Origin of the sequence: Actinomycetospora soli, from assembly GCF_021026295.1 — a bacterium.
In the GTDB taxonomy this organism is placed as follows: domain Bacteria; phylum Actinomycetota; class Actinomycetes; order Mycobacteriales; family Pseudonocardiaceae; genus Actinomycetospora; species Actinomycetospora soli.
Genome location: NZ_JAJNDA010000009.1, coordinates 1 through 25,694, shown reverse-complemented (window position 1 = coordinate 25,694; position 25,694 = coordinate 1). Strand labels below are relative to the sequence as shown.

The 25,694-nt window shown below is 75.3% G+C and carries 24 protein-coding genes and 1 pseudogene; 13 read left to right on the top strand and 12 right to left on the bottom strand.

Translation table 11 applies throughout. The annotated features are described in order from the left end of the window. The first annotated feature begins 119 nt into the window (after positions 1-119). Positions 120-599 carry an Lrp/AsnC family transcriptional regulator gene (locus LN037_RS15915; protein WP_230754296.1) on the top strand — a complete coding sequence of 160 codons (480 nt, stop codon included), beginning with the start codon at positions 120-122 and terminating at the stop codon, positions 597-599. A 79-nt stretch (positions 600-678) separates the two neighbouring features. Beyond that, positions 679-879 carry a hypothetical protein gene (locus LN037_RS15910; RefSeq protein ID WP_230754294.1) on the top strand — a complete coding sequence of 67 codons (201 nt, stop codon included), beginning with the start codon at positions 679-681 and terminating at the stop codon, positions 877-879. A gap of 13 nt (positions 880-892) precedes the next feature. On the opposite strand, the gene LN037_RS15905 is transcribed toward LN037_RS15910, so the two are convergent. Further along, positions 893-1,672: a Clp protease N-terminal domain-containing protein gene (locus LN037_RS15905; RefSeq protein WP_230754291.1), complete on the bottom strand. Its 780-nt coding sequence runs from the start codon at positions 1,670-1,672 to the stop codon at positions 893-895. A gap of 372 nt (positions 1,673-2,044) precedes the next feature. On the opposite strand from LN037_RS15905, the gene LN037_RS15900 reads away from it, so the two are divergent. From LN037_RS15900 to LN037_RS15885, 4 genes are read left to right on the top strand one after another with little or no spacing between them, the layout of a single operon-like run. Continuing rightward, positions 2,045-2,971, top strand: coding sequence for a helix-turn-helix domain-containing protein (locus LN037_RS15900; RefSeq protein WP_230754289.1), 927 nt, complete (start codon positions 2,045-2,047; stop codon positions 2,969-2,971). Positions 2,972-3,005: 34 nt separating this feature from the next. After that, positions 3,006-3,980 carry a phosphotriesterase family protein gene (locus LN037_RS15895; RefSeq protein ID WP_230754287.1) on the top strand — a complete coding sequence of 325 codons (975 nt, stop codon included), beginning with the start codon at positions 3,006-3,008 and terminating at the stop codon, positions 3,978-3,980. Positions 3,981-4,012: 32 nt separating this feature from the next. Beyond that, a complete protein-coding gene (locus LN037_RS15890; RefSeq protein ID WP_230754285.1) occupies positions 4,013-4,519 on the top strand; it encodes an SRPBCC family protein in 507 nt (168 codons plus the stop codon). Further along, positions 4,516-5,589 carry an LLM class flavin-dependent oxidoreductase gene (locus tag LN037_RS15885; protein WP_230754283.1) on the top strand — a complete coding sequence of 358 codons (1,074 nt, stop codon included), beginning with the start codon at positions 4,516-4,518 and terminating at the stop codon, positions 5,587-5,589. The genes LN037_RS15890 and LN037_RS15885 overlap by 4 nt, the downstream gene beginning before the upstream one ends. Here LN037_RS15885 and LN037_RS15880 read toward each other — a convergent pair. Continuing rightward, positions 5,556-5,846 (bottom strand): MGMT family protein, encoded by a 291-nt coding sequence (locus LN037_RS15880; protein ID WP_230754281.1) that lies wholly within the window; start codon positions 5,844-5,846, stop codon positions 5,556-5,558. The genes LN037_RS15885 and LN037_RS15880 overlap by 34 nt on opposite strands. A gap of 57 nt (positions 5,847-5,903) precedes the next feature. Next, positions 5,904-6,698 carry a MerR family transcriptional regulator gene (locus tag LN037_RS15875; RefSeq protein ID WP_230754279.1) on the bottom strand — a complete coding sequence of 265 codons (795 nt, stop codon included), beginning with the start codon at positions 6,696-6,698 and terminating at the stop codon, positions 5,904-5,906. 154 nt (positions 6,699-6,852) lie between these two features. Between LN037_RS15875 and LN037_RS15870 the strand changes: the two genes are divergently transcribed. The 4 genes and pseudogenes from LN037_RS15870 (at position 6,853) to LN037_RS15850 (ending at position 9,881) form a co-directional block, all read left to right on the top strand. After that, positions 6,853-7,020 carry a hypothetical protein gene (locus tag LN037_RS15870; protein ID WP_230754277.1) on the top strand — a complete coding sequence of 56 codons (168 nt, stop codon included), beginning with the start codon at positions 6,853-6,855 and terminating at the stop codon, positions 7,018-7,020. 58 nt (positions 7,021-7,078) lie between these two features. Then, positions 7,079-7,572 (top strand): annotated as a pseudogene (locus LN037_RS34050) (oxidoreductase). 39 nt (positions 7,573-7,611) lie between these two features. Then, a complete protein-coding gene (locus LN037_RS15855) occupies positions 7,612-8,526 on the top strand; it encodes a helix-turn-helix domain-containing protein (RefSeq protein WP_230754275.1) in 915 nt (304 codons plus the stop codon). Between the two features lie 119 nt (positions 8,527-8,645). Then, positions 8,646-9,881, top strand: coding sequence for an acyl-CoA dehydrogenase family protein (locus tag LN037_RS15850; protein ID WP_230754273.1), 1,236 nt, complete (start codon positions 8,646-8,648; stop codon positions 9,879-9,881). A gap of 1 nt (position 9,882) precedes the next feature. On the opposite strand, the gene LN037_RS15845 is transcribed toward LN037_RS15850, so the two are convergent. The 3 genes from LN037_RS15845 to LN037_RS15835 are packed head-to-tail and all read right to left on the bottom strand — an operon-like array spanning position 9,883 to position 12,781. Beyond that, positions 9,883-10,521, bottom strand: a complete 639-nt coding sequence (locus LN037_RS15845; RefSeq protein WP_230754271.1) for a LutC/YkgG family protein — start codon at positions 10,519-10,521, stop codon at positions 9,883-9,885. After that, positions 10,518-11,987: a LutB/LldF family L-lactate oxidation iron-sulfur protein gene (locus tag LN037_RS15840; RefSeq protein WP_372460464.1), complete on the bottom strand. Its 1,470-nt coding sequence runs from the start codon at positions 11,985-11,987 to the stop codon at positions 10,518-10,520. Before LN037_RS15840 ends, LN037_RS15845 begins: the two co-directional genes overlap by 4 nt. Next, entirely contained in the window at positions 11,984-12,781 is a 798-nt protein-coding gene (locus LN037_RS15835) for a (Fe-S)-binding protein (protein ID WP_230754270.1), read from the bottom strand. The genes LN037_RS15840 and LN037_RS15835 overlap by 4 nt, the downstream gene beginning before the upstream one ends. Before the next feature lie 268 nt (positions 12,782-13,049). Here LN037_RS15835 and LN037_RS15830 point away from each other — a divergent pair, with 268 nt between their 5' ends. Both LN037_RS15830 and LN037_RS15825 read left to right on the top strand, forming a co-directional pair. Continuing rightward, positions 13,050-15,659 (top strand): helix-turn-helix transcriptional regulator, encoded by a 2,610-nt coding sequence (locus tag LN037_RS15830; RefSeq protein ID WP_230754268.1) that lies wholly within the window; start codon positions 13,050-13,052, stop codon positions 15,657-15,659. Between the two features lie 9 nt (positions 15,660-15,668). Continuing rightward, entirely contained in the window at positions 15,669-16,367 is a 699-nt protein-coding gene (locus LN037_RS15825; RefSeq protein WP_230754265.1) for an SDR family NAD(P)-dependent oxidoreductase, read from the top strand. Between the two features lie 58 nt (positions 16,368-16,425). Here the strand turns inward: LN037_RS15825 and LN037_RS15820 are convergent, their stop codons facing one another. The 6 genes from LN037_RS15820 to LN037_RS15795 all read right to left on the bottom strand — a co-directional run bounded on the left by LN037_RS15820 (position 16,426) and on the right by LN037_RS15795 (position 24,168). Further along, the gene (locus LN037_RS15820; RefSeq protein WP_230754263.1) at positions 16,426-17,268 is read right to left on the bottom strand and encodes a hypothetical protein; all 843 of its coding nucleotides are present in this window, start codon (positions 17,266-17,268) and stop codon (positions 16,426-16,428) included. 148 nt (positions 17,269-17,416) lie between these two features. Beyond that, the gene (locus LN037_RS15815; RefSeq protein ID WP_230754261.1) at positions 17,417-18,940 is read right to left on the bottom strand and encodes a dynamin family protein; all 1,524 of its coding nucleotides are present in this window, start codon (positions 18,938-18,940) and stop codon (positions 17,417-17,419) included. Continuing rightward, positions 18,937-20,766, bottom strand: a complete 1,830-nt coding sequence (locus tag LN037_RS15810) for a dynamin family protein (RefSeq protein ID WP_230754259.1) — start codon at positions 20,764-20,766, stop codon at positions 18,937-18,939. The genes LN037_RS15815 and LN037_RS15810 overlap by 4 nt, the downstream gene beginning before the upstream one ends. 37 nt (positions 20,767-20,803) lie before the next feature. Beyond that, positions 20,804-22,222, bottom strand: coding sequence for a hypothetical protein (locus LN037_RS15805; protein WP_230754257.1), 1,419 nt, complete (start codon positions 22,220-22,222; stop codon positions 20,804-20,806). A gap of 25 nt (positions 22,223-22,247) precedes the next feature. Continuing rightward, positions 22,248-23,006 carry an IniB N-terminal domain-containing protein gene (locus tag LN037_RS15800; RefSeq protein ID WP_230754256.1) on the bottom strand — a complete coding sequence of 253 codons (759 nt, stop codon included), beginning with the start codon at positions 23,004-23,006 and terminating at the stop codon, positions 22,248-22,250. Between the two features lie 82 nt (positions 23,007-23,088). Then, complete coding sequence (locus tag LN037_RS15795) at positions 23,089-24,168, bottom strand: hypothetical protein (RefSeq protein ID WP_230754254.1); 1,080 nt, start codon at positions 24,166-24,168, stop codon at positions 23,089-23,091. Between the two features lie 291 nt (positions 24,169-24,459). On the opposite strand from LN037_RS15795, the gene LN037_RS15790 reads away from it, so the two are divergent. Further along, positions 24,460-25,694: Hsp70 family protein (locus LN037_RS15790; RefSeq protein WP_230754252.1), on the top strand; the 1,235-nt coding region annotated here is incomplete at its 3' end.

Genomic DNA, 25,694 nt, shown 5'->3' with positions numbered 1-25,694 from the left:
GAAGCTAGCCACCTACTCGCCAGTGGTCCAAGCGATCCGGAATGATCTGAGCCGTTGGTACAGTTCAGTGCGATCGACGACGGCCACGGGCGGACCGTTGGACCAGCCGGGAGACGCGGATGACCCTGGACGACCTCGACCGCGCGCTGCTCCTCGCGCTGCTGGAACGCCCCCGCGTGGGCCTGCGGGAGCACGCCCGCTCCCTGGGCGTCGCCCGCGGCACCGTCCAGGCCCGCTTCGAGCGGCTGCAGGAGGCGGGCGTCATCACCGGCTTCGCGCCCCGCGTCGCCCCGTCGGCGCTCGGGTACGGGGTCCTCGCGTTCGTCACGCTGCACATCGCGCAGGGCCGGCTCGACGCGGTGGCCGAGCACCTGGCGTCGATCCCGGAGGTGGTGGAGGCCCACTCGATCACCGGCGACGGCGACCTCTGGTGCCGGGTGGTCGCCCGCGACAACGCCCACCTCGAGCAGGTGATCCAAGGTGTGCTGGCCTCCCCCGGGGTGGAGCGGACGCAGTCGGAGATCTCGTTGACCGAGCGGGTTCCGGCCCGGGTCCTGCCCCTCGTGCGGGCCCTGCCGACGCGGCCGACGCGCCGGTGAGCGGACTCGTCCGTGTCATCGGCGTCACGTGTGCGGTCGCGGGGTATCGCAGCAGCAGGTGCACCCGAGGAGGACTCCCATGACCAGCCCCGAACTCCGTCCCGCCGCCCTCGACGAGACCGCCCTCGCCGACGTCCGCCGCCTCGAGGAGACCCTCGGGGCGCCGGTGGTGGCCTACGAGCCCGAGAGCCCCTACGCCGAGCTGTCCGACGACCAGCTCGCCGAGGTCCGGCGCGTCGAGTCCGCCCTCGGGGTCCGGCTGCTCGCCTACCGGCCCTGACGCCGGGCCCGCGTCACGCGGGGACGTCGGCCCGCGGCCGCGGTGCGGTGGCGGCCGCGACCGGGAGCATCACGGTCACCGGTGCGACCACGCCCGCCGGCACCGGCGGTCGTCGGGTCGGCCCGTCGGACCGCGGCACCGGGTGCGTCCCCGGGTCGGCCCCGGGGCACGCCTCCGGGCCCGCGGTGGCCGCCAGGGCGTCCGCGAGATCGTCGAGGTCCACGCCGAGCCCCGCGAGCAGGTCGGCCACCCGCCCGGTGCGGGCCACCGCGGCCGCGAGCTCGGCGGCAGTGACCGCGCGGCCCTCGCGGGCGGCGCAGTGGCCCGCCCGGTGCAGCACGGTCCGCGCCACCGAGCTCAGCGCCGGCCGCGCCGGGTCGCCGCCGGGGTCGTCGGCCGCCGTCCGGTCCGCGGGAGCGCCGTCGAGCGCGGCCAGCAGCACGGCCGGTCCGACCCCGCGCATCCCGAACACGCGTCCGACGTCGCCCCCGGCCCGCACCGCGGCCAGCGCCAGGTGCACCGTGTCCACCCAGTGGCGGCCCAGCGCCACCGCCTCCCGGCGGGCGCCCTCCAGCAGCCGGGTGACCTCGTCGTCGGTCGCGACGGGCTCCTCGATCCCCGCCTCCAGGCACCCGCGACCGAAGGCGTCGGCCCCGACGACGGCGCCCTGCCGGGCCGCGACACGGGGCCGCGGGGACGGGCGGCGGGACGGGGACACGACCCGGTGGGGAGCGGGCGCCCGGTCCGCCGCCCAGGCCGCCGCGAGGTCGTCGAAGATCGGTGTGACCGTCACGGCGTCGGCCCTCCCGGGTCTCCTCGATCACGGACGGTCCAGGTATAGCCGGGCCGGTGACGCGGATCGGGGACCCCGGCGCGCCTCCCGCACGGCAGGGTGATCCACCGATCGAGTGGTCCGACGGCATGCGGTCACCGGCACGCCCGGACTGGGCGAGGCGTCCCCGCGCGCCGCGCCGCACGGTCGGCCCAGCGTCGTCGCCGACCGCCGCCGCACGTCCCCCTGCAGGGTGCTCCGCCGGGGCCCGGACACACGTTCGGGTGGATGTCCGCCTCGTCGCGTGGGCAGCAGCCCCCTCGGCCGTCGCGCGTTCTCGTGTGTGACGCTGCCGTGAGTCCCACGGCGCGACGGACGGGAGGAGGCGAGCGGATGAGCACGGCCGGACGGCAGGACGCGCCCGCACCCGCCCCCGTCCGCTCCGCGCACACGCGAGCGGTCGTCGCCGCGCTGGCCGGGGTCGCCCCGCCCGCCCGCGACCGCGACGCGGGCGCCGAGGCGGCGGCCGTCGTCCGGTGGTCCGGCGCCCGGTACCGCCGCGGCACGCTCGCGGCCGACCTCGACACCCCCGAGGCGGCCTCCCGCCTCGTCTCGCTCCTCACCCGCCTCGGCGCCGACGACGGCACGGTCCACGGCGACGCGGCGCGGGACCGGTGGCGGGTGGACGTCGGCCCGGACACCTCGACCGGTGACCCGCTGGCGGTCCGGCTCGGCCTCGTCGACAGTCGGGGCCGCCCGCTGCCGACCCCGCCGGACTGGCTGACCGGCGGGTCGTTGCCCGGGGCGGTCGCCACGTGGCGCGGCGCCCTGCTCGCGCGGGGCGCGCTGGCCGACGGCGCGGTCACCCTGGACTGTCCCGCCCCGGCGGCCGCGCTCGCGCTCGCCGAGCTCGGCCTGCGGCTCGGCGTCCGGGCCCGTCGACAGGGCTCCGGGACGCGGTTGACGGTCGCGGAACCGACCGAGGTCGCCCTGCTCCTCACCACCTGCGGCGGGCGCGGCACCGCCGAGGTCGCGGGGGTCGCGCCGCCGGAGGACACCGACGGCCGCGCGTCCGCCAACGACGCGCGGGCCACCGTCGCCGCCTCCCGGGCGGGCGCGGCGGTCGCGGAGGCGTTCGCGACCCTGGAGCGGGCCGGCGTCGCGATCCCGGCCGGGCTCGCCGCGGCGGGTCGGCTGCGCCTCGCCCACCCCGACCTCGGTCTGCCCGAGCTCGCGACCCGGGCCGAGCCGCCGCTGTCGAAGGACGCGCTCGCCGGTCGGCTGCGCCGCCTGCTCACCCTCGCCGCCCGGCACCGCTGAGCGACCTCCGCCGCGCCCGCGCGACGATGGCGCCATGGTGGACACGGTGCGCGGCCCCGTCGACGCGGCGCAGCTCGGGACGACCCTCATGCACGAGCACGTCTTCGTCCTCACCCCGGACCTGCTCGCCAACTACGGCGCGGACTACTGGGACGAGGAGCTGCGCGTCGCGGACGCGATCACGAAGCTGCGCCGGCTCCGGGAGCTCGGGGTCGAGACCATCGTCGACCCGACGGTCGTCGGGCTCGGCCGCTACGTCCCGCGGGTGGCCCGGGTGAACGCCGAGGTCGACCTCAACATCGTCGTCGCCACGGGGCTCTACACGTTCGCCGAGCTGCCCCGCCAGCTGCAGAACCGCGGGCCGGGCACGCCGTTCGGCGGCGACGAGCCCCTGACCGCGATGTTCCTGCGCGACATCCGCGAGGGCATCGGCGGCACCGACGTGAAGGCCGCCCTGCTCAAGGGCGTCGTCGAGGAGATCGGGCTGACGCCGGACCAGCAGCGCGTCCACGCCGCGATCGCGACGGCGCACCGCGAGACCGGGGTGCCGATCACGGTGCACACCAACGCCGCGCACCGTACCGGCACGCTCGCGCTCGACTTCTACGCCGCCGCCGGCGTCGACCTGACGAAGGTCGTGGTCGGCCACGCGGGCGACTCCAACGACCTGGACTACCTGCGCTCGCTGGCCGACCGCGGCGCCACGCTGGGCTGCGACCGCTTCGGGCTGGACAAGTACAACACCACCGACCGGCGGGTCGCGACGATCGCCGCGCTGTGCGAAGAGGGCTACGCGGACCGGATCGCGCTGTCCCACGACGCGTCCTGCTACATCGACTTCTACGCCGGGGAGGAGACCCAGCGGGCCCTGCGGGCCGCCGCACCCAACTGGCACTACGAGCACATCAGCCGCGACGTGCTGCCCGCCCTGCGTGCCGCCGGGGTCACCGACGCCCAGATCACGACGATGATGGTGGACAACCCGCGGCGGTACTTCACATCTGAGTAGCCACGAGAAACTCAGCCCTCTACGCTCCTTCCATGGAGTGGACCGGAGCGCGCTACGCCGACCAGCCCGAGGTGTCCGCGGACACCTGGATCGCCGCCGCGCCCGAGCGGGTGTGGCCGCTCGTGGCCGAGCTCGAGCGGATGCCGGCGCGGAGCACCGAGCTCGTGTCGCTGTCGTGGCGCTCCGACGGTCCGGCCGCGGGCGCCCGCTTCGTCGGGCACAACGCGCACCCCTCGCTGGGCACCTGGTCGGTCGAGGGCACCGTCGTGGAGTGCGAGGCGCCGACGCGCTTCGCCTGGGAGATGGACGGCGAGGACGCGCCGTCGGCGCGGTGGAGCTTCGAGCTCGTTCCCGACGACGGCGGCACGCGGCTGATCCAGCGGGCCCGCATGGGCCCGGGCCGGTCCGGGCTGAGCCGCGCGATCGACGCCATGCCGGACAAGGAGCAGAAGATCGTCTTCGTGCGGCTCCGCGAGTTCGAGGCCGCGATCACCCACACCCTGGAGTCGATCCGCGCCGAGGCGGAGGCCGCCGGATGAGGACGGCCACGACCGTCGAGGCGTCCTCCGACCCCGAGCTCGCCACCTTCGTCGTCGAGGCCGAGAACCTGGGGCTCGACGAGTGCTGGGTGGCCGAGGCCTGGGGCAGCGACGCGGTGTCGACGCTCGGGTTCCTCGCGGCGCGCACGCGACGGATGCGGCTCGGCAGCGGGGTGATCCCGCTCGGCACCCGGTCCCCGGTCGCGATCGCACAGGCCGCGCTCACGCTCGCGGAGCTCTCGGGCGGCCGCTTCTCCCTCGGCCTCGGGGCTTCCGGACCGCAGGTCCTCGAGGGCCTGCACGGCGTGCCCTTCGACCGTCCGCGGACCCGGATGCGCGAGACGATCGCGGTGGTCCGCCAGGTGTTCGCGGGCGAGAAGGTGCAGTTCGCGGGACGCTCGATCACGATCCCGCGGCCCGACGGCGAGGGCCGCCCGATGCGGCTCTCGACGCGCGCGAACCCCGACATCCCGGTCTACGTCGCCTCGCTCTCGCCGCGCATGCTCGCCCTGACCGGGGAGGTCGCGGACGGCTGGCTCGGCACCAGCTTCGTCCCCGAGGGCGCCGCGGCCTACCTCGAGCACCTCGACGCCGGGCTCGCGGCGGCCGGGCGCGAGCGGCGGGACCTGACCGTCTGCCAGGGGGCCGAGGTCGCCTTCGCCGACGACGAGGACGAGCTCGCGGGCATGATCGCCGCGCGGCGGAAGGGGCTCGCCTTCTCGCTCGGCGGCATGGGCACGGCGAGCACGAACTTCTACCACGACGCCTACGCCCGTCAGGGCTTCGCCGACGTCGCCGTGGCCGTGCGCGACCGGTGGCAGGCGGGCGACCGGGACGGCGCCGCCGAGCTGGTCCCCGACGCGATGGTGCTGGCCACGACGCTGATCGGCACCGAGGACAGGGTCCGCGAGCGCCTGCGGGTGTGGTCCGACGCGGGCGTCGACACGGTCCGGCTCTACCCGGCCGGCGACACCCTCGACGAGCGCCTCACCACGCTCGGCCGCGCGATCGACCTCGTCCGCGGTCTCCGGCCGCCTCACCACATCGCGGCCGCGACGTCGACCGCGTAACCCCCGTCGCCGGTCGGGACCAGCGGGGTCCCCTCCGGACGGAAGCGCTCGTACGCGGTGGCCTCGACCCCGGGCGCGGGACGACCGCCCGCCGTGACGACCCGCCACCACGGCACGTCGTGGCCGTCCGTGCGCAGCACGTGTCCCACGCTGCGCGCGCTCGCGCCCTCGACGACGTCGGCGATCGCGCCGTAGGTGGTCGCCCGCCCCGGCGGGACCGACCCGACGATCGCGAGGATCTGCTCCGTCGTGCTCATGACGACTCCTCCTGCTCCACGAGGTGGAAGGTGTCGCGGCCGTGGGGTCGCCCGTGATCAGCCGACCCGGAAGACCGGCCACCCGATCTCGGTGCGCCAGGCGGCCGGGTCGGGGTCGTCCCGCGGCCCGACGAGGTAGCGCTCCCGCACCGGCCCGGCCACCGCCATCGCGTTCTCCACGACCCAGGTCCCGAGCTGGCCGTACGTGACCTCGATGCCGTCGTGCTCGCCGACGTGCGTGGTGACGGCCAGTTCCACCGGCGGCAGGTCCGCGGGGTGCACGCGTCCGGTGCGCGGCGGCGCCGCGGTCGGCAGGTACAGGAGGGCGTGGCCGCGCTCCTGCTGGAAGAGGGCGTTCTCGTAGGTGCCGCCGAGGGGCCCGGCCGCGGCGAGGCCGACGGCCGCGTCCAGCTCGGCGACGGCGCCGGCGAACCAGCTCTCCACCTCGTGGTGCGCGAGGACGCCCTCCACCGCCGCGACCGTCCGGCCGGGCTCGGCGCGCAGCTCGACGTCGAGCGGCGCGGGGTCGGGCCGGAGCAGGCGGCGGAGCGAGACGACCGCGGCCCGCGTCCGCGCGAGCTCGTCCTCGAGGCGCCCCAGGTGGTCGGCGACCAGCGTCGCCCGGACCTCCGGGTCGGGGGTCCGCAGGATCCGCCGGACGTCGCCCAGGGGGACGTCGAGCTCCCGCAGCCGCTGGATGACCTGCGCGGTCGGGATCTGCTCCACCGCGTAGTAGCGGTAGCCGGTGGCCTCGTCGACCACGGCGGGCTCGAGCAGGCTCGCCTCGTGGTAGCGGCGCAGCGTCCGCACGCTCAGGTGGGTCAGCTGCGAGAACTCCCCGATGGTCAGCACTCCTGCAGCCTGGACCCTCTCCCCGGGGGAGAGTCCACGCCTCGACCCTCCCGCCTCGCGAGGCCACACGGTGGGCCCATGACCGAGAACATCGCCCTGCGCTCCGACTCGCTCCCGAGAACCGTCCGCGACTTCATGGCCGCCCACGTCGCCGGTGACGACGACGACGCCGATCGGCGCCCGCCGCGTCGACGACACCCACGCGGTGGTCACCGTCCGGCTCGAGGGCACGTTCCCAGGTGGCGTCGCCGAGCTCGACTACCGGTTCGCGCTGCGGGACGACCTCGTGGCCGAGCTCGTCATCGCCGGCCACGAGTCCTGAGGGGACGACCCATGGGCAACGATCGTGATCGCCTCGACGGGCGCCCGGCGGCTTCGCGGTGATCACCGACGACCAGTGGCTCGCCGAGCTGGACCTCAACCTCCTCGGCGCGGTCCGGCTCGACCGGGCGCTCCTCCCGGCCATGCTCGAGGCCGGGTCGGGCGTCGTCGTGCACACCACCTCGATCCAACGGGAACTGCCGCAGTACGACGCGTCCCTGGCGTACGCGGCGGCGAAGGCGGCCCTGCGCACGTACAGCAAGGGGCTGGCGAACGAGCTCGCCCCGCGGGGATCCGGGTCGACGCCGTCAGCCCCGGCGGGATCGAGACCGAGGCCTACGAGCAGTTCGTGGACCGGATCGCCGAGGGCAACGCCATCACCCGCGACGCGGCGAAGCAGCAGATCCTCGACTCCCTGGGGGGCGTGCCCCTCGGTCGGTTCGCGCGGCCCGAGGAGATCGCAGACCTGGTCGGCTTCCTGGTCTCCGATCGCGCCACGGCGATCGTCGGCGCGGAGTACGTCATCGACGGCGGCACCGTCCCGACGGTCTGACCCTTGTCGCGTCGACGACCGATGCGTTGAGGTGGGCCCATGGGGCTCTGGGACAGCGGCGGGCTGGCGCCGCGCGAGCAGTTCGCCTTCTGGCACGAGGTCATCTGCCAGGCCTTCGTCCCGCTCACGCCGCACCGCACCCTCGCCGAGGACGGCTTCGCCGCGACCGTCGAGACCCGCACACTCGCCGGCGTCAACCGGGCCCGCATCCGGTCGCGGCCGCAGCGGACCGACCACGGCCCCCGCGAGGTCGCCCGGACCGACGCCGGCTTCTACTTCGTCAACCTGCAGCTGCGCGGACGGTGCGCGACGACCGTCCGGGGGCGGACCGAGGTGGTGGAGGAGGGCCAGTTCGTGGTGGTCGACACCGCGGAGCCGTACTTCTTCGACTTCGACCGGCCGTGGCAGATGGTGTCCTACCGCGTACCCCACCACCTGCTCGCGCAGCCCTTGGCCGGTCGGCGTCCGGCCCTCGGACGCCCGATCGGCGCCGAGGGCGCCGGCACGGTCGTGCGCACCCTCATGACGACGTTGTGGTCAGTCGACGAGGACGCTGCAGGCGGCGACGACCTGGTGCGTTCCTTCACCAGCGCCGTCGCGGCCGCCACCGCGGCGCCCGACGAGCGGGTCGGGCTGACCCGCTCGGCCGTGCTCGCCCACGTCCAGGCACACCTCGGCGGGGACCTCGGGGTGAGTGCGGTCTGCCGCCGGTTCGCCGTCTCGCCGCGCACGCTGCACAACCTGTTCGCCGACGGCGACGAGTCCTACGCCGCGACCGTGCGCCGGCTGCGGCTGGACCGGTGCGCGGCGATGCTGCGCGACCCGGGCACCACCGCGACGGTGACGGCGCTCGCCGCCGCGCACGGCTTCGACGACCCGACCTCGTTCACCCGCGCCTTCCGTCGCCGGTTCGGTGTCTCCCCGCGGGAGGTGCGGGCGGCGGCGCGGGACTGAACCTGCACCGTCCTGCACCGACCTGCACGGACGGCACGGTCGCCGTGCACGGAACGCCGAGACCGTGCGTACCCCGGGGGCCAGGCTGCGCAGGAGGAGCCGAGGTCGAGGAGGCCGCCGTGGTCGTGTCGTTCCAGTTGAGCCCGGAGCAGGAGCAGCTCAAGGTGGGGGCTCGGGCGTTCGCCGAGGAACACCTGCGTGACCTCGCGGCGGCCGTGCGCGCCGAGCCCGACCCCCTGACCCGGGCCCTGCTCGCCCGGCCCGCGTTCGAGAAGGCCGTCGGCGCCGGTTTCCTCAAGGGCCTCATCCCGACCGCGGTCGGCGGGGCGGCCGGCAGCGGCGTCGACGCCGCGATCTTCGTCGAGGAGTGGGCGACCCAGAGCCCCGACTTCACCATCTCCTTCGCGGGCCCGTTGATCGCGCTCATGCCGGTCTACGAGGTCGGCACGCCGGAGCAGGTGCAGCGGTTCGTCGCACCGTTCCTCGCCGACTCCGGGGCGCCCCTGGCCGCGATGGCGTTCAGCGAGCCCGGCGGGAGCGCCAACTTCGACGCCGAGGCCCCGGCGGCGGGGACCACCACGACGGCCGTCCCCGACGGCGACCACTACGTCGTCAACGGCACCAAGGCCTGGGCCTCGCACCTCTCCGGCTGGGACGGCGACGGCCCCGACCTCATGACGATCGTCTGCCGCGCCCCCGGGGGTGTGTCCCTCCTCGTCGCCGAGCGGGAGCATCTCGCCGGCCACCTCGAGGTCGAGGAGCACTACGACCTCCCCGGGCTCCGCGGCTGCCTCACCTCGCGCGTGCGGTTGCGCGACGTCCGCGTCCCGCGCGCGAACCTGCTCGGCGCGGAGGGGCAGGGGGTCGCCCTCACCCGGAACGCCTTCCTGCCGAGCGGCGCCTCGATCGGCATCTTCGCCGTCGCGGCGATGCGCGGGGCCTTCGAGCTCGCCCACCGCTTCGCGACCACCGAGACTCGCGGTGGAGCGGAGCCGATCATCGCCCACCAGGCGGTCGCGGATGCACTGTCGGACGCGAAGGGCCGCATCGAGGCCGTCCGCCTGCTGTCCTGGCGTGCCCTCGACGCCGTGATGTCACAGCACCCGAGCGCCCTCGAACTCGGGCTCCACGCGAAGGTCCTCGGCTCCGAGACCGCCGTCGAGGTCGTCCAACGCCTCATGCAGGTCGTCGGGGTCACCGCCTACGACGAGCGGTTCCCCCTCGCGGAGTACCTGCAGGAGGCCCTGGCCTACCCGCTCATCGAGGGCAGCAACATCGGCGTCCGCCGCCGTCAGCTCCAGGCGCTGCTCCGGACGCCGGGCTACGACCCGCTCGCCGCCTCTGGGATGAGCTGAGCTACCCGGGCCCGACGAGCACGACGTCGAGGCGGCGCGGCCCGTGCACGCCCTCGACGCGGTCCAGCTCGATGTCGCTCGTCGCCGAGGGCCCGGACACGAACGTCAACGGCGACGACGGGTCCAGCCGGGCGATCGCCTCCGGCACCGAGCACACGACGTCGGCCGCGCGGATCACGCACACGTGGTGGTCGGGGACGAGCGTGATCGCGCGTCGACCCTGGTCGGAGGCCGCGGACGCGAGGACGAAGGTCCCGGTGTCGGCGATCGCCACGGCGGCGCCGGTGACCACCGCGTCCACCGCGTCGAGCTCGTCGACCGCCAGCGGCGGGCCGTCGGTGCGGACCTGGCCCGCATACCCGCGGAGCCAGTCGCCCGGCAGCCCCGCCGGGACGACGATGCTGCGCGCCTCGCCCAGGACCCCGACGACCGCGCCGGCGATCTCGGCCTCCGAGGCCACGCGGTGCACCGTGGCCTTGTAGTCGGTCAGCGTCTCGTCGAGCCGTTCCAGCACCGCCGCGCTGCCCGGGTCGAGCCGACCCGTCGTCGCGAAGTCGCGGGTGACGACGACGGGTGTGGCCGGGTTGCCGGCGTCCCGCGCGGTGCGCAGCCGGGCGAGGACCTCCTCACGCGCGTTCACGAGTGCGTCCTCTCCCACCACTGCCGGAACGTCTCGGCCGGCGGCGCCGGGAGGTCGCGGGCGTTCGTCCACCCCGACATCGGCCACGGCAGACCGGTGATCCGGCCCTTCCGACCGGCGAGGACACGCCCCAGCCCGAGGGCCTTCTCGGCGAGCTTGAACCGGCCCGGCGTCGTCATGGCGATCGCCGCGGCCTGCATCGTCAGGTCCTGCCCCGTCGGGCGCGTGTGCGCCGCCACGGCCGCCGCGCGCTGCTGCACGAGCAGGTGCGGGATGTCGATGCGCACCGGGCACGCGTCGAAGCACGCCCCGCAGAGCGACGAGGCGTAGGGCAGCGAGGCGTTCACGTCGTCCGGCCCGGAGATGCCCGTGAGCTGCGGGGAGAGCACCGCACCGATCGGTCCGGGGTAGATCGAGCCGTAGGCGTGGCCGCCGGTCCGCTCGTACACCGGGCAGACGTTGAGGCACGCCGAGCACCGGATGCAGTGCAGCGCCTGGCGCCCGTCGGGCGAGGCCAGCACGTTCGAGCGGCCGTTGTCGAGCAGCACGAGGTGGAAGGTCTGCGGCCCGTCGCCGGGCGTCACACCGGTCCAGGTCGACGTGTACGGGTTCATCCGCTCGCCGGTCGAGCTGCGCGGCAGCAGCTGGAGGAACACCTCGAGGTCGCGCCAGGTCGGCACCACCTTCTCCACGCCCATCACCGTGATCAGCGTGTCGGGCAGCGTCAGGCACATCCGCCCGTTGCCCTCGGACTCGACGACCGAGAGCGTGCCCGTCTCGGCCACGGCGAAGTTCACGCCCGAGATGCCCACCCTCGCCGTCAGGAACTTGCGCCGCAGGTGGGCGCGGGCCGCCATCGCGAGCCGCCGGGGCTCGTCGGTGAGCGACGGGTCCACCCCGGGCATCTCGCGCAGGAAGATCTCGCGGATCTCGGCCCGGTTGCGGTGGATGGCGGGGACGAGGAAGTGCGAGGGCCGGTCGTGCGAGAGCTGCACGATGAGCTCGGCCAGGTCGGTCTCGAACGCCGCCACCCCGGCGGCCTCGAGGGCCTCGTTGAGCCCGGTCTCCTGGGTGGCCATCGACTTGACCTTGACGACCTCGTCGGCCCCGGTGCCGCGCACGAGGTCGACGACGATGCGGTTGGCCTCCTCGGCGTCGCGGGCCCAGTGGACCGTCCCGCCGCGCCCGGTCACCTGCTCCTCGAGCTGCACGAGCAGCTCCGGCAGGCGCGCCATGGTGTCGGCCTTGAGGGACTCGCCCGCGCGGCGGAGCTCCTCCCAGTCGTCGACCTCGCCGACGACGGCGGCCCGCTTCGCCCGGATCGTGCGGGTCGCGTGGCCGAGGTTGCGCCGCAGCTGGGTGTCGGCGAGCGCGCGGTGCGCGGCCCGCGGGAAGGACTCGGTGCCGCGGAGGTGACCGTGCGGGTCGGACGCGACGGTGGGCATGCCCAGCTCGACCGCGGTCATCGCGAGGCCTCCTCGAAGACGATGTCGGTCGAGGCAGGGACAGCGGAGTCGCGGTCGGTCGACGCGAGGATCTCGGCCAGGTGCACGGTGCGGACCCCGGAGCGCAGCCGCGAGAGGCCGCCGCCGATGTGCATGAGGCACGACGAGTCGCCGGCCGTGCACACCTCGGCGCGCGACGAGAGCACGTTGGCCATCTTGTCCGCGAGCATCGCCGTCGAGGTCTCCGCGTTCTTCACCGCGAACGTCCCGCCGAACCCGCAGCACACCTCGGCCTCGGGCAGCTCGACGAGCTGGAGGCCGCGCACGTTCCGCAGCAGCTGCAGCGGCTTGTCGGCGACCCGCAGCATCCGCAGCGAGTGACACGTCGGGTGGTAGGTGACGCGGTGCGGGTAGTAGGCGCCGACGTCGGTCACCCCGAGCACGTCGACGAGCAGCTCGGAGAGCTCGTAGGTGCGCGCCGCGCCCTCCTCGGCGGCGCGCGCGAGCCCCTCGTCGCCGGCCCGCCGCGCGACCATCGCGTGCTGGTGGCGCACGCACCCCACGCAGGAGCCCGACGGCGCCACGATCGCGTCCACCCCGTCGTCGAGGGCCCGCCCGAACACCTCGACGTGGTGGCGCACCACCGGCAGCGCCGCGTCCAGGTAGCCCGTGTTGACGTGCATCTGGCCGCAGCAGGTCTGGTCGGCCGGGAAGACGACCTGGTGACCGAGCCGTTCGAGCAGCTGCACCGTCGCGATCGGCGCCTGCGGGAACATCGCGTCCCCGAGGCAGGTCGCGACGACGGCGATCCGCATGGGCGGTCCCCTCGACGTCGGAGTGGTGGTGTTCCGAGTCTGCCCGCTCGCGCGGAGCGGCGCTCACCGTCACCACCGGACCGCGACGCCGCCCACACGTGTGGTTACCCCGTCACGCTCCGCTTGCAGTAGTCGGCGTTCCGACTACTGCACTCCGCCCTGACCGGTTCCGTCGTCACCCACCGTCGCGGACAATCCGGCGTATGTCCGACGGCCTGCACCCGCGTGCGGGACGGGCCCGTGCGACCCGTCGTCAGGGATCCTGACGATGCCCGGGCGGCTGCGGGCGGCGGGGGGCGAGGAGGTCGAGGCGGCACGCGACCCGATGGTCGCGGGGCTGCCGGGTGCGGTGGCGCTCCTCGCGGCGCACCGCGCCGACCCCCGCGCGCCGCTCGCGGCCGCCGTCGTCGGGCCGGGCGGATCGGGGAAGAGCGCCGTGATCTCCGCGCTCGTCCGCTCGGCCCGACGACGAGGGGTGACGACCCGGCGCATCCGCTCCGGCGACACCGTGCCGTTCCCCTCCGACGAGGACGCCCTGCTGCTCGTCGACGACGCGCACACCCTGGACGAGGCGACGCTCGCCGAGCTGACCGACGTCGCCGACGACCCGGACGCCCGCCTCGTCGTCACCGCCCGCCCGTGGCCCTGCCCGCGCGCGCTCTCGACCCTGTGGCTCGCGCTCGGCCGCGAGCGTGCGCCCGTGACGCTCGAGCCGCTGACGGCGGCCGGGACGGGCGACCGCGCGTCGGCCGTGCTCGGTTCGCGGTGCCCCCCGACCCTGGCGACGACGTTGCGGCGGCTCTCCGGGGGATCGCCCGCCGTGGTCGACCGGCTCGTCACCCAGATCCGCGACGGCGGCCCCCGCGGGGTGTCGGCCGCGGCCGAGCGGGGCTCGCAGGAGATCCCGCCCGGCGTGCTCGACCTGCTGCGCCACGAGGTCGGCGGGCTCGACGACGGCACGCGGCGGCTGCTCCTCGCCCTCGCCGTGGGGGCGCCGCGCGTGCCCGCCGCCCTCGCGGACGTCCTGGGGGTCGACCGCACCACCCTCGAGGACCGGCGGGAGCGCGCCCGGGCCAGCGGCCTGCTGCTGCCGGCGCCCGACGCCCCGCCCGAGCTCGGCGCCCCGGTGGAGACGGTGCCGCCGCTGGCCCGGCGCAGCCTCGTCCGGCTGGCCGCGGCCGACGAACGGCTCGACCTCGAGCGCCGCATCGCCGAGCAGGCGCTCGCGCGCGGTGCTTCGGTCCTCGGGCCGGCGCGGCGGTTGCTCGGGTCCGGCCTGCGCGGCGGGGACCTGCCGCGGGTGTTCACCGTCGCCGGGGACGAGGCCCTCGCGTCGGCCCCGCACCTCGCCGGGGCCCTGTACGCCGACGCGGTGGCCGCGGGCGCGCCTCCGGAGTCGGTGGTGCTGCGCCGCGCCGAGGCGGCCGCGCTCGCGGGCGACCTCGACACGGCCCTCCGCCTGGCCGATCCCCTCACGGCGAGTCGCGTGGAGGAGGAGCGGGCGCGCGCCGTCACCGTGGTCGCCACCGTGATGGCGCACCGCGGCACCGGCCGACGGGCCGCCGCGATGCTCGACGCGGAGCCGGGCCTGCGGGCCCTGGCCGCGCCGGGCCTCGTCGGGAACGGGGACCGGGAGCGGGCCGACGTCCTGCCCGAGGCCGGCACGACGATCGGGTCGACCACCGTGCGGTCCGCGGTCGCGCTGACCGCCGAGGGCGTCCTCACCTCCCTGCGCACCGACCCCGGCGCGGCCTCGGCCGCCCTCTCGGAGCTGACCCGCGCGGCGTCGCTGCTCGAGCCGCTCGGGTCGGGGGTCCTGCTGCCCGACTCGCCGTCGGCGCTGGCCGCCCTCGTCGCGCTGCACGCCGGGGAGGTCGACGTCGCGGAGTCGGTGCTGCGCCGCGCGATCGAGACCACCCCGGGCGGACCCGCCCTCGTGCCGCGGCACCGGCTGCTGCTGGCGTGGGTGGCGATGGTGCGCGGCGACGTGGCCGCGGTGCGCGAGCAGGTCGCCGCCGCCCGCGCGGACCGGACGTTGGAGCCGCGCGACGAGCTGCCGGCCGCGGTCCTGGAGATCGCCGTGGCGCGCCGGACCGGCGACTCGGCGGGCCTCAAGGCGGGGTGGAGCCGGGCCCGCGAGGCGCTCGTGCGCCACCCGGTCGACCTGTTCGTGCTCCTCCCCCTCGGCGAGCTGCTCGTGGGGGCGGCGCGGCTGCGGGAGCGGTCGGCGGTGCGGGTGGCGTGGGACGCGGCCGACGCGCTGCTCACCGCGCTCGGCGACCCGCCGCTGTGGCGGGCGACCACCAGTTGGTACGCCCTGACGGCCGCCGTCACCGCGGAGGACGTCCCCGAGGCGGAGCGGCAGCTCGCGGCGTTGCAGGGGGTGGCGCACTCGTCGGTGCTGGCCGGTGCCCTGACGCGGTGCGCCGAGGTGTGGCTCGCGGCGTTGGCCGGGGAGGTCGACCCGGCGACGGTGGAGAACGCGGCACGCGGTCTGCACCGGCTCGGCTGGACGTGGGACGGCGCGCGGCTCGCCGGCGAGGCCGCCATCCGCACGCGCGACCGGCGCGCCATGGCGACCCTCCTGGCCTGCGCCCGCTCCCTCGCGGACGCGGGCCGGCCGGCGGCCGACGGCGGAGACCCCGTCCCGACGTCGGGTCTGGTCGCCGAGCCCGGGGAGGTCTCGCTCTCCGAGCGCGAGCGGGAGGTCGCGCGGCTCGTGCTCGCCGGGCTCACGCACAAGCAGATCGGGGCGCAGCTCTACATCTCGGCGAAGACCGTCGAGCACCACGTCGCCCGCATCCGCCAACGGCTGGGGTCGACGAGCCGCGGCGAACTGTTCGCCCGGTTGCGGGAGTTGGTGGGCGGTCCGGGGTAGAGATCGCCCATGAGTGGACGACTCGACGGACGCCGCGTGCTCGTGACCCACGCGGACCGCTACATGGGGCCGCCCGTGGTGGAGCTGTTCCGCGCCGAGGGGGCGGAGGTGCTCGACTCGACCGACGACCTCACGGTGGCCGGCGACGCCGACCGGCTCGTGGCGCAGGCCGGGCCGATCGACGTCCTGGTCGCGAACTTCGCCGGGCCGCGCTCGACGATGCCGGTGACCTCGATGCTCGTGGATCCGACGGCGTTCACCGACGACGCGTTCCAGGGCTACCTCGACGAACTGGTGTGGCCGCTCGTGCGGGTGGTGCGCGCCGTGCTGCCGCAGATGATCGAGCGGCGGGCCGGCAAGATCGTCGCGGCGACGAGCGCGTCGCCGGTGCGGGCGATCCCGGGACTGTCGATCTACTCCGCGGCCCGCGGGGCGCAGAACGCGTTCCTGCAGGTGGTGGGCGCGGAGGCGGCTCCGCACGGCGTGCAGGTCAACGCCTTCGGGCCGGCGCACATCGAGAACAACATGTACTACACCGACGAGATGCTGGCCGACCCCGCGGTGCGGGAGTCGTTCGAGTCGCAGATCCCGGCCGGGCGGCTCGGGAAGGGCCACGAGGCGGCGGAGCTGGCACTGGCCCTCGCGACGGGGGCGAGCGACTTCCTCGCCGGCCAGCTGATCCCGATCTCGGGTGGCTGGGCGACCTGAGGGGGACGCGTCCCGGGCCCGACCCCCGTCAGGCCCGGGACGCAGGAACGGGACGGGATCAGGACGCCGCCGAGCCCACCCCGGCCGGCACCGGGAGCGGACCGGAGGAGACGCGCGGGGCCGGGAACGGCCCGTCGTCGGAAAGGGCCTCGACGGCGGCTCCCCGGGCGAACTCGAGCGTCGTCGGTGCGAAGCCGAGGAGGCGCTGGAAGTGGCGCAGCCCGGCGTCGAGCCAGAGCGCGGTGTCGACGGCGAGGTGCCGCACGCCGCGCTCGATCAGCGCCTCGACGAGGTGCGCCGAGAGCAGGTAGCGGGCGGGGCCGGCCTCGCGGTCGGGCGCGGAGAGCATCAGGTCGAGGCGCGCGAAGGTGCCGTCGACGGAGGTGAGGGCGATGACCTCCGTCGCGTCGTCGGCGTCGCGCGCCACCCACGCCTGCACCACGCCGGCGACGAGGTCGCCGCGCACCTCGGGCAGCAGGTCCTCCTCCTCGCGGGCACGCAGCAGGGCGGCGAGCCGGACCTCGGCCTCCACCCGGCCCATCCGACGGCAGGTCACGCCGGCCTCGCGGGCCCGGCGGCTGTTCGTCCGCAGGGCCTGCTTCGAGCGCCCGCGCAGGTAGTCCTCGACCGACCCGGGCAGCGCGAGCACCGACACCGCGAGACGCCGCGGCACGCCGGAGCGCGACCCGTCGTACTTGGCCGCCATCCGGTCCCCCGTGGCGGAGTCCGAGCAGGTCACCGTCAGCTGCGGCAGCTCGGCCAGCGCCGGCACCCGCTCACGCACCGCCGGGACCGCGCAGGCCACGGTGACCGCCGTACGCCGCACCCGGCCCTGCACCCGGTGCCGGCGCTGCAGGGCCTCGCCGAGACGCACGAACTCCGGATCCGCCAGCCCGCCCACAGTGCCTCCGTTGTCCGAGGGGCCGCCCGGCCGGGGAGACGATCCGGCCGCGCGCTGTCCACCACCGACAACGGCGCGTCCGTATGGCGCTCCTGATACTCCGATCGGTGCACTGACTCTGCGTCCGTAAGCACCACTCGTTCGAGTGTCAGGTGCTCGTGAGCGACACCAGCATGCCCTCGATGCTTCGCACGACGACGCCGCACGCGTCGGTCGTCGTCCGGTCCGACAACGGCGAGGTCGCCCGCCTGCGCCACCGCTGCAGGGCCTCGACGGCCGCGGCCCGGGCCGTGGCCGCGTCGGCCTCCGGGTCGAGCCCCAGGCGCACCGCGGTCCGCGTCCCGGCGCCCCCGACGAGGCGCTCGGCCTCGTCCCGCACCTCGGGCGGCAGGCCCACCGCCCGCGAGCGCAGCGCCGCCAGCAGCCGGAGCTCGGCGAACTCGTGGCCGCTCGCGAACACCCGCTCGACCTCGGTCGCCAACGCCGTCGCCGCGGGCCGCGGCTCGCGCCGCAGCACCAGCTCGACGGCGAGCAGCGCCGACCGGGCCTTCAAGAGGTCCCGCCGCTCGGCGAACTGGGTCGCCAGCACCTCCCGCAGCTCGTCGAGACCGCTGCGCCGCACCAGTTCGGCGGCCAGGGCGGCCGCGTCCGGGGGCGCCCCCGCGTCGGTCCCCTGACGGAGCAGGGCGAGCGACGTCCGGATGCCGAACAGCCCGAGCCGGCCGAGCAGGGCCGCCCGGCCCGCGCCGCCGACGTCGTCGGGCAGGGCCGCGACCACCGAGGGCGGGGGCGCGACGAAGCGGTCGGCCGACAGCAGCATCGCCTCGGTGACGTCGGGATCGACCCCGGCGAGCGCACGCAGCGCGAGGTACTCGTCCTGCCGCAGGGTCCGTCCGGTCAGCGCGAGGAGCCCGGCCACGGCGACGACGGTCTGGCAGAGGGTCGAGAGCTTCTCGTCGGTGCGGTACCGACCCGCGATCCGCCGCGCGGAGATCAGCGCGTCGAGCCGGCCGGACCCGATCTCGTCGGCCCGGGACAGGACGGCGACCGTGTTCACCGGGGTCGCGCGGGCGACGTGCCGGTCGTGGAACGACTCGAGGAACCGGGCGTCGGCCGCGTGCAGGTGGCGCATCAGGTAGAGCACGGCGTCGGCCTGCCCCGGCGCGTCCTCGGGGGTGAGGAACTCCCCCGCCCGGCCCGCCGCGTCGACGGTCAGCGAGGCGATGCCGGGCGTGTCGATCAGCGCGGTCGTCCGCAGTCCCGCCGACGGCCAGTCCACCATCAGCCGGTCGACGGTCTCGGGGTCGGTGCCGTCGAGGTCGATGACGAGACCGCCGTGCTCGTCGCGGTGGGTGCGCAGCGGGCGCGGCTCCCCGCGCCGCGGGTGCAGGACGATCCGCGGGCTGGGGCCGTCGGAGTACCAGGTGACGACCCGCGTGCACTCCCCCGCGTCGGTCGCCGCGATCTCCTCCCCGACGAGGGCGTTGAGCAGCGTCGACTTGCCGGCCTTGACCTTCCCGGCGATCGCGAGGCGCAGCGGTTCGTCGAACCGGTCGAGGTGGTGCCGCAGCCAGCCGGCCGCCCGCGGGCTGTCCCCGTACTCGTCGAGGGCCGCCCGCAGCAGCGAGCGGGCCCGCGAGCCGAGGTTCTGTCGGGGCGCGGTCGTCGTCATCGCTGAGGGTCCCCCGCAACGAGCTCACGCGCCTGCGTCTCGAGGGCGGCCAACCGGCCGAGCTCCGCCTCGAGGTCCGCGATGCGTCGCTCCCGGTCGGTCGTGACCGTCCGGACGGCCTCCTGCGCCGACTTGACCGACTCCGCCATCGACGTGGTCAGTTCCTGGGCGAGTTCCTGGAAGTGGTCGCGCAGCGTGCGCTGGACGATGCGCAGCATGTCGCGCGAGTCCTTCCCGACCTGGAAGGACACGTCGTCGACGTGCTTGCGCACCGCGGTCTTGGCGTCGTTGCGACGCTTCGCGAGCAGGCGCGCCTTCTCCTCCTTGACGCCCTTCACCCCGAGGACGAGCGCGACGCCCCCGGAGATCGGGTTGATCATCGCGAGGCCGGCCAACGAGGTCGCCATGCCGGCCATGAGCATGCCGCCGTAGCCGCCGCGGATGCCGGTGAAGAGCTTCTGCCCGAAGCGGTAGCGCTCCATGTCCGGGCGGACCATCGGGTTGACCTGCCCGCCGAGCCCGCGGGAGGAGATGCGGTCGACGTCCGGCAGGGCCGCCTGGCCGCCCGCGACGAAGTGGTCGGCCACCTGCCCGGCCAGGTGCCGCGCGCGCTGCGAGGCCCACACGAAGTTCGTCGACGCCGCGGCGGCGACGCCGGTGTGCACCCAGTCGGCGAACTGGTCCCAGATCTCGGCCGGATCGCTCTCGTCGATGCGTTCCTCGGCCTCCTTCTGGATCGACCGCATGCGGTCGCGCAGGTCGTACTCGATGTCCGACGTCAGGTCCCCGAAGCCGTCGTTGAGGGTCAGCTGCCAGCGCGCGGAGCGCTTCTTGAGGTTCTCCGCGCGCTCCTGGGCCTCCTTGAGCCGCGCGATCAGCAGCTCCGCGTTCCCCGGGTCCTGCTGCGCCTCCAGCTCGGTGCGCATCTTCTGCGACATCTGCTCGACGGCGGACTGCACGTCCCGGGAGGCCGAGCGCCGGTCCATGACCTCGGCCTGCTTGGTGACGCGGTCGCGCAGGTAGCCGACCAGGGCCTTGAACCCGGCCTCCTCGTTGAGCGCGGCGTCGTTGGTCCGCGCGGCGACCTGGCGCAGGACCGAGGACGTCGGCAGCAGCTCCGCGGCGATCCCGGCGCGGGTCAGGTGCCCGCGGTCGAGCTCGGCGATCCGCCGCCACTCCGGGTACAGGTCGGTCTTCGTCAGCACGCACGCCACGTTCGGGCACAGCGCCATCGCCTGGGACAGGAACCGCAGCTCGGGCGCCGTGTACTCCTGCGCGGCGTCCGAGATCAGCAGCACCGCGTCCGCCGTCGGGAGGGCCCCCATCGTCATCTGCCCGTGCGCCGAGCCGAGGCCGCCGACGCCCGGGGTGTCGACGACGACGAGGCCGGTCGAGAGCACCCGCCGCGGCAGCCGCACCTCGACGTAGCTGACGTTCTCCCGGTTGCCGGGATTGCCGGCCTCCGAGACGTAGCGGCGGATGTCGCCGAGGTCGACGTCGGTGCGTTCCTCCCGCGACTCGCCCTGCCCGTCGACGGCCTGCTCGCGCACCACCGTCACCGACGGCTGCCCGCTCGTGTACTTCACGACGGTCGTCACCGCGGTCGAGATGTCGTCGTCGACGGGGCAGATCTCCGCGTTGACCAGGGCGTTCACCAGCGCGCTCTTGCCCTGCTTGAACTCCCCGACGATCAGCACCCGGATGTCGGGGTCGGCGATACGACGGCGGGTGGCGCGCAGCCGCTCGGACAGGTCGGGGCGGTCGTAGGCCTCGGTGGCCTGGAGCGCCAGGTCGATCAACGCGAGCGAGCGGTTCGTCTCCGCCACCGTCGTCTCCCTCCGGGGGCTGGTCGGGGCAGGTCGGTCAGGCGGGGTCGAGCTGGGCGTCGGCGCCGTGGTCGGAGTCGTGGTCGGAGCTGTCGTCCGGACCCCCGTCCGAGCCGTGGTCCGAGCCGTCCTCGCCCGACCCGTGGTGCCCGGCGGTGTCGAGGTCGTGGTCCGCGCCCGACGACAGGTCCTCGTCCCGCGGGTCGGGGTCGGCGCCGGAGCCGGGGCCGGACGCGTCGTCGGGATCGTCGGAGGGCCGCAGGTCGTCCGCGGTCGTCGTGACCCGCGGGTCCGGGGCACCGTGCCCGAAGGTGCCGTCCGCATCCGGAGCGGCGGGCCCGGCGTCGTCGGTCGCCGGTCCCCCCGGGCCGAACCCCTCGTCGAGCCCGTGGTCCTCACCGGCCGGCGGGTCCTCGTCGTCGAGGCCGGCGTCCCGCGGGAAGTCGGGGTCGTCGACGTCGAGGCGCTCGTGGAGGATGTTCTGGACGAGGTCGTCCTCGGGCAGGAAGGCCTGGTGCTCCTCCCGGTACTCGACCGCGGGCTCGGTCACCGTGATCCGCCCGTGCTCGTCGGTCGTGATCACCCGCCCGTCCGCGCCCACGACGGCCGACCCGTGCTCGCCCTCATAGAGCAGCTCGCGGCCCGGCTCCCCGGTGAGCACCATGCCGTCGCCGGCGATGACGTAGGTGCCGTCGGGTCCGGAGTAGGCGATGGGTGGCTGCCCCGGCCCGACGACGGGGCGCGCGTACGCCCCGGTGTCGGAGAGCGGGTGGCCCGGGAACGGGCGCGTGGTCGCGGCGATGTCGTCGGACACGGTGGCGCGGCCGTGCTCGCGCGCCCCGGCCTCGAGCCGGTCGATCTCCTCCGGGTCGAGCCGCCCGTGCTCGTCGAGCCCGATGCGCTGGTCGCGGGCGCTGGAGAACGCGTAGCCGTCCCCGGCGTTCGCGACGCCCGGCACGATGTGTCCCTCCGCGTCGAGCGGTTCGCCGGTGTAGCGGTCGTAGTGGTCGACGCCGTCCGGCAGCTCCCGGTGGTCGTTGGTGACGATCCCGGTCCCGTCCGGCCCGTACTCGATCGGGTGCCCGTCGGCGGTGAAGTTCGCGGGCGGCGTGAAGGGGTGGTCGACGCCCGGGGGCGTCTCGCCGCGGGCGGCCGCCAGGGCCTCCGGGGTGTGCATCTCGGCGTACTCGCCGAGGGGGACGCCGGCCTCGCCCGCGGCACGGTCGTAGGCCTGGAGCTGCCCGAACCCGGTGTGCGGATTGCCCGGCTGGTAGCCGGCGAAGCCGACATTGACGTGGCCCGCCTGGTACGCGGCGACGTAGGACTGCGGGTCGGGGTAGCCGTGGCTCGCGGCCTCGGCGGCGAGCGCCGCCCAGCCCTCGTCGGTGCCCGGCGCGGGCAGGGCGTCGCCCGACTCGCCGAGCGGGTCGTCCACGGGGGAACCGGCGGTGGTCATGGTCATCGTCTCCTGGAGCGCCCGGTCACGGGGCCACGTCGAGGTCGGGATCGAGGCCGTGGTGGTCGTCGGCCAGGGGGTGGTGGGCGTCGAGCTCGTCCTCGGCCGGGTGTTCGGGCGGGTGATCGGGCGACGGGTCCGCCGCGTGGTCGTGCAGGTCGACCGGCTCGTCGGGCTCGACCGGCTCGTCGGGCGGCGTCGACGCGCCGGGCGGCGGCGCCCCCGCTCCGGGGAGGAAGGCGAGCGTCGGGGCCGCGGCGGCGACGGCCGCGTGCGAGCCGTCGAGGTCGTGGTCGACGTCGAGGCGGGTCATGACGTCGAGGTCGTGGTCGTGGTGGGCGCCGTCGAGGTCGCCCGTGCCGTCGAGGTCGAGGTCGATCCCGGGGCCGGCGTCGACGACCCCCTCGAGCCCGTCCGGGGCGCCGGCGAGATCGTCGACGAGGGTCTCGGTCCAGTCGTCGAGGTCGTCCTCCACGGGCGCGGCCCCCGCGTCCACGACGGACGGGACCACGCCGAAGTGCCGGGCGAGGGCGTCGACGGCGCTCTCCCCCACGAGCTGCACGGGCGTGGCGGGGAGGTCGACGACCGCGTCGAAGCGGGCGGCGACCGTGTCGGTCACGAGCGGCATGGAGTGCGCGACGTCCGCCGGGTCGAGGTCGGCGAGGCCCTGCGCGTCGATCTCGTGCTGCGGGTCGGCGGCGAACCGCGCCCGTGCGACGGGGTCCGCGACGAGGCCGGTCATCCAGTCGAGCAGGCTCTCCGCCCCGGGCGCCGTGTCCGTCACGCGTGGTCACCTCCTCGTCGTCGTACCGGGTCCGGGCACCGGCCCGACCCGCGGAGGCGGGCCGGGCCGGGGACGACGGGGGTCAGATCACGGAGACGTCGACCTCGGCGTCGACGTTGTTGGTGTCGTTGTCCTGGTCGTTGTCCTGGTTGTAGGAGTCGTTCGTCGAGTTGTCGGAGTTGTCCGAGTTGTCGGTCGAGTTGTCGTTGTGCGAGTTGTCGTTGTCGACGCCGTCGTTGTCCTCGGTGTTGTTCGAGGTCACCGGGCCGCTGCCCGTGCCGACCGCGCCGCCGTGCGAGGCGTCGATGGAGCCGCTGTTGACCCCGCCGTCGCCGAAGCCGGTGGTGTTGCCGTTGCCCTGCACCCCGCTGTTGGACACCGAGCCGCCGCCCGCCGCCGAGCCGGTCCCGAAGGCCGAGCCGTCACCGACCTGCGCGCCCTGACCGGTGTTGACGTTGCCGCCGACCGAGCCGCCGCCGAGGGCGACGGCGCCGTCGCCGGTCGCGTTGCCTGCGCCCACCGCGGAGCCGTCGCCGACGGCGTTGCCGTTCCCGGTGGTGATGTCGTCGAGGGTGTTGTTGTCGCCGATCAGCACGTTGCCGTTGCCGGGCGCGACCTGGTTGTTGTCGCCGGTGGTGACCACGGCGTCGTCGCCGTCGATGTCGAGGTTGTCGCCGAACGTGCTGCCGTCGCCGACCTGGTTGTTGTCGCCGGCGACCTGGCGGTTGGTGATGTCGCCGTAGTTGTTGCCGCCGATGTTCGTCGACTGGTCGACGATCGAGGTGTAGGTGTTGTTGATGTAGTAGTTCATGACCCGCTCGGCGGCCTCGTGGTGCGTCTCGCCCGGGAGCGGGTCGCAGTTCGGCGGGGGCGGCGGCGCGACGTGCCCACCGCCACCGTGCCCGCCGCCGGAGCCACCCGAGCCGCCGCTCTGGTTGCCGATGTTGTACTCGCGGTTGAAGCTGCCCGAGTTGACGATGGCCTGCTGCAGGGTCGGGCCGTCGACGTCGCCGAGGCCGGCGTTGTCGAGCGTGTCGCCGGGGTTGGCGAGCGCCTCCGCCCGGGCGTCGGGCGAGAGGCCCATCAGGTACTGGATGACGCGGTCCCACGCCTCGGCGAGGTCGTTCTGGGACTCGTTGGTGGCGATCGGGGCCTGGCTCATCGGGATCACTCCTCGGTCGTGGTGCCGGTCGGCGGCCGTCCCGGTCTCCTCCGGTGCGGCGATGACGAGAACGCTAGGAATCGGCAGCCCCCGGGCCATCGGGGCGAATCCGTCGGCCGAGGGGGAACGAGTGCGGAGTGTGCTGACCCACGGTGATAGGTGGGAGGGGGCACGTCACCCGATCGGATGCGGGGATTGGCCCTAGTCCCCGTCGCGACCCCGCTGAGTCCATCGCGAGCCCGCGATACTCGGCCGGTCACGACCGCACGGCACGAGGAAGGGGACGACGGCATGAGCAGCCCGCGCTACCGGCTCGGCATCGACCTGGGCACGACCTACACCGCGGCCGCCGTCTCGCGGCCCGCGGGCGGGTCCGCCTGGGGCGAGCCCGAGATCGTCGCGCTCGGGAGCCGGTCGGCGTCGGTGTCGTCGGTGCTCTACCTCGCCCCGGACGGCACGGTGCTGGTGGGCGAGTCCGCCGAGCGTCGGGCCCGGACCGAGCCGGAGCGGGTCGTCCGCCAGTTCAAGCGCCGGATCGGGGACGACGTCCCGCTCGTCGTCGGCGACGCCGTGCACACCGCCCAGGAGCTCGCCGCGCGGATGGCCCGCTGGGTCACCGACAAGGTCGCCGAGCGGGAGGGCGGGCCGGCCGAGACCGTCGCGGTGACGCACCCCGCGAGCTGGGGCGGGCACAAGCGCGAGCTGCTGGCCACGGCCCTGCGCGAGGTCGGGCTGCCGGCCACCACGTTCCTCCCCGAGCCCCAGGCCGCCGCGGTCGCGTACGCCGCGAAGGAGCACGTCGGGACCGGTGGCGCGGTCGCCGTGTACGACCTCGGCGGCGGCACCTTCGACTCCGCCGTCGTCCGGAAGACCGCCGACGGCTTCGAGCTGCCGGGCGCCCCGGAGGGCATCGAGCAGCTGGGCGGCGTCGACTTCGACGACCGCGTGTTCGACCACGCCCGGGCCGGGGTCGGCGCCGCGTTCGACGAGCTCGACCCCGAGGACCCGGACGTCGTCTCCGCGATCACCCGCCTGCGGCAGGAGTGCGTCGAGGCCAAGGAGGCGCTCTCCTCCGACACCGAGGTGACCATCCCGGTCCTGCTGCCCACGGTCCGCACCAACGTCCGGCTCACCCGCCGCGAGTTCGAGGCGATGATCCGCGGCTCGCTCGACCACACCGTGGCCGCGCTGACCCGCACCGTCGCCTCCGCCGGTCTGTCCGCCGACGACCTGCAGGCCGTCCTGCTCGTCGGGGGCTCCTCGCGCATCCCGCTCGTGGCGCAGATGGTCTCCGAGGAGCTCGGCCGTCCGGTCGCCGTGGACGCGGACCCGAAGACCGCGATCGCGGTCGGCGCGGTCCTCGCGGTCGCCCCCCGCGCCGCGGCCCCCCGACGCGCCGCGAGCACGTCCGCCGCCTCCGCCGGCGTGGCCAACGCGGCGGTCGCCGCGGCGGCGACGTCGACCCTGGCGACCGGCGGTTCCACGACGTCCCGCGGCTCCGGTCCGTCGTCCGGCCTGCTCGACCG

Excerpts from the sequence above, each read along its gene's own strand:
- LN037_RS15915 (WP_230754296.1), top strand. The coding sequence starts at position 120 with ATGACCCTGGACGACCTCGACCGCGCGCTGCTCCTCGCGCTGCTGGAA.
- LN037_RS15910 (WP_230754294.1), top strand. The coding sequence starts at position 679 with ATGACCAGCCCCGAACTCCGTCCCGCCGCCCTCGACGAGACCGCCCTC.
- LN037_RS15900 (WP_230754289.1), top strand. The coding sequence starts at position 2,045 with ATGAGCACGGCCGGACGGCAGGACGCGCCCGCACCCGCCCCCGTCCGC.
- LN037_RS15895 (WP_230754287.1), top strand. The coding sequence starts at position 3,006 with ATGGTGGACACGGTGCGCGGCCCCGTCGACGCGGCGCAGCTCGGGACG.
- LN037_RS15890 (WP_230754285.1), top strand. The coding sequence starts at position 4,013 with ATGGAGTGGACCGGAGCGCGCTACGCCGACCAGCCCGAGGTGTCCGCG.
- LN037_RS15885 (WP_230754283.1), top strand. The coding sequence starts at position 4,516 with ATGAGGACGGCCACGACCGTCGAGGCGTCCTCCGACCCCGAGCTCGCC.
- LN037_RS15880 (WP_230754281.1), bottom strand. The coding sequence starts at position 5,846 with ATGAGCACGACGGAGCAGATCCTCGCGATCGTCGGGTCGGTCCCGCCG.
- LN037_RS15855 (WP_230754275.1), top strand. The coding sequence starts at position 7,612 with ATGGGGCTCTGGGACAGCGGCGGGCTGGCGCCGCGCGAGCAGTTCGCC.
- LN037_RS15840 (WP_372460464.1), bottom strand. The coding sequence starts at position 11,987 with ATGACCGCGGTCGAGCTGGGCATGCCCACCGTCGCGTCCGACCCGCAC.
- LN037_RS15835 (WP_230754270.1), bottom strand. The coding sequence starts at position 12,781 with ATGCGGATCGCCGTCGTCGCGACCTGCCTCGGGGACGCGATGTTCCCG.
- LN037_RS15830 (WP_230754268.1), top strand. The coding sequence starts at position 13,050 with ATGCCCGGGCGGCTGCGGGCGGCGGGGGGCGAGGAGGTCGAGGCGGCA.
- LN037_RS15825 (WP_230754265.1), top strand. The coding sequence starts at position 15,669 with ATGAGTGGACGACTCGACGGACGCCGCGTGCTCGTGACCCACGCGGAC.
- LN037_RS15815 (WP_230754261.1), bottom strand. The coding sequence starts at position 18,940 with ATGACGACGACCGCGCCCCGACAGAACCTCGGCTCGCGGGCCCGCTCG.
- LN037_RS15805 (WP_230754257.1), bottom strand. The coding sequence starts at position 22,222 with ATGACCACCGCCGGTTCCCCCGTGGACGACCCGCTCGGCGAGTCGGGC.
- LN037_RS15795 (WP_230754254.1), bottom strand. The coding sequence starts at position 24,168 with ATGAGCCAGGCCCCGATCGCCACCAACGAGTCCCAGAACGACCTCGCC.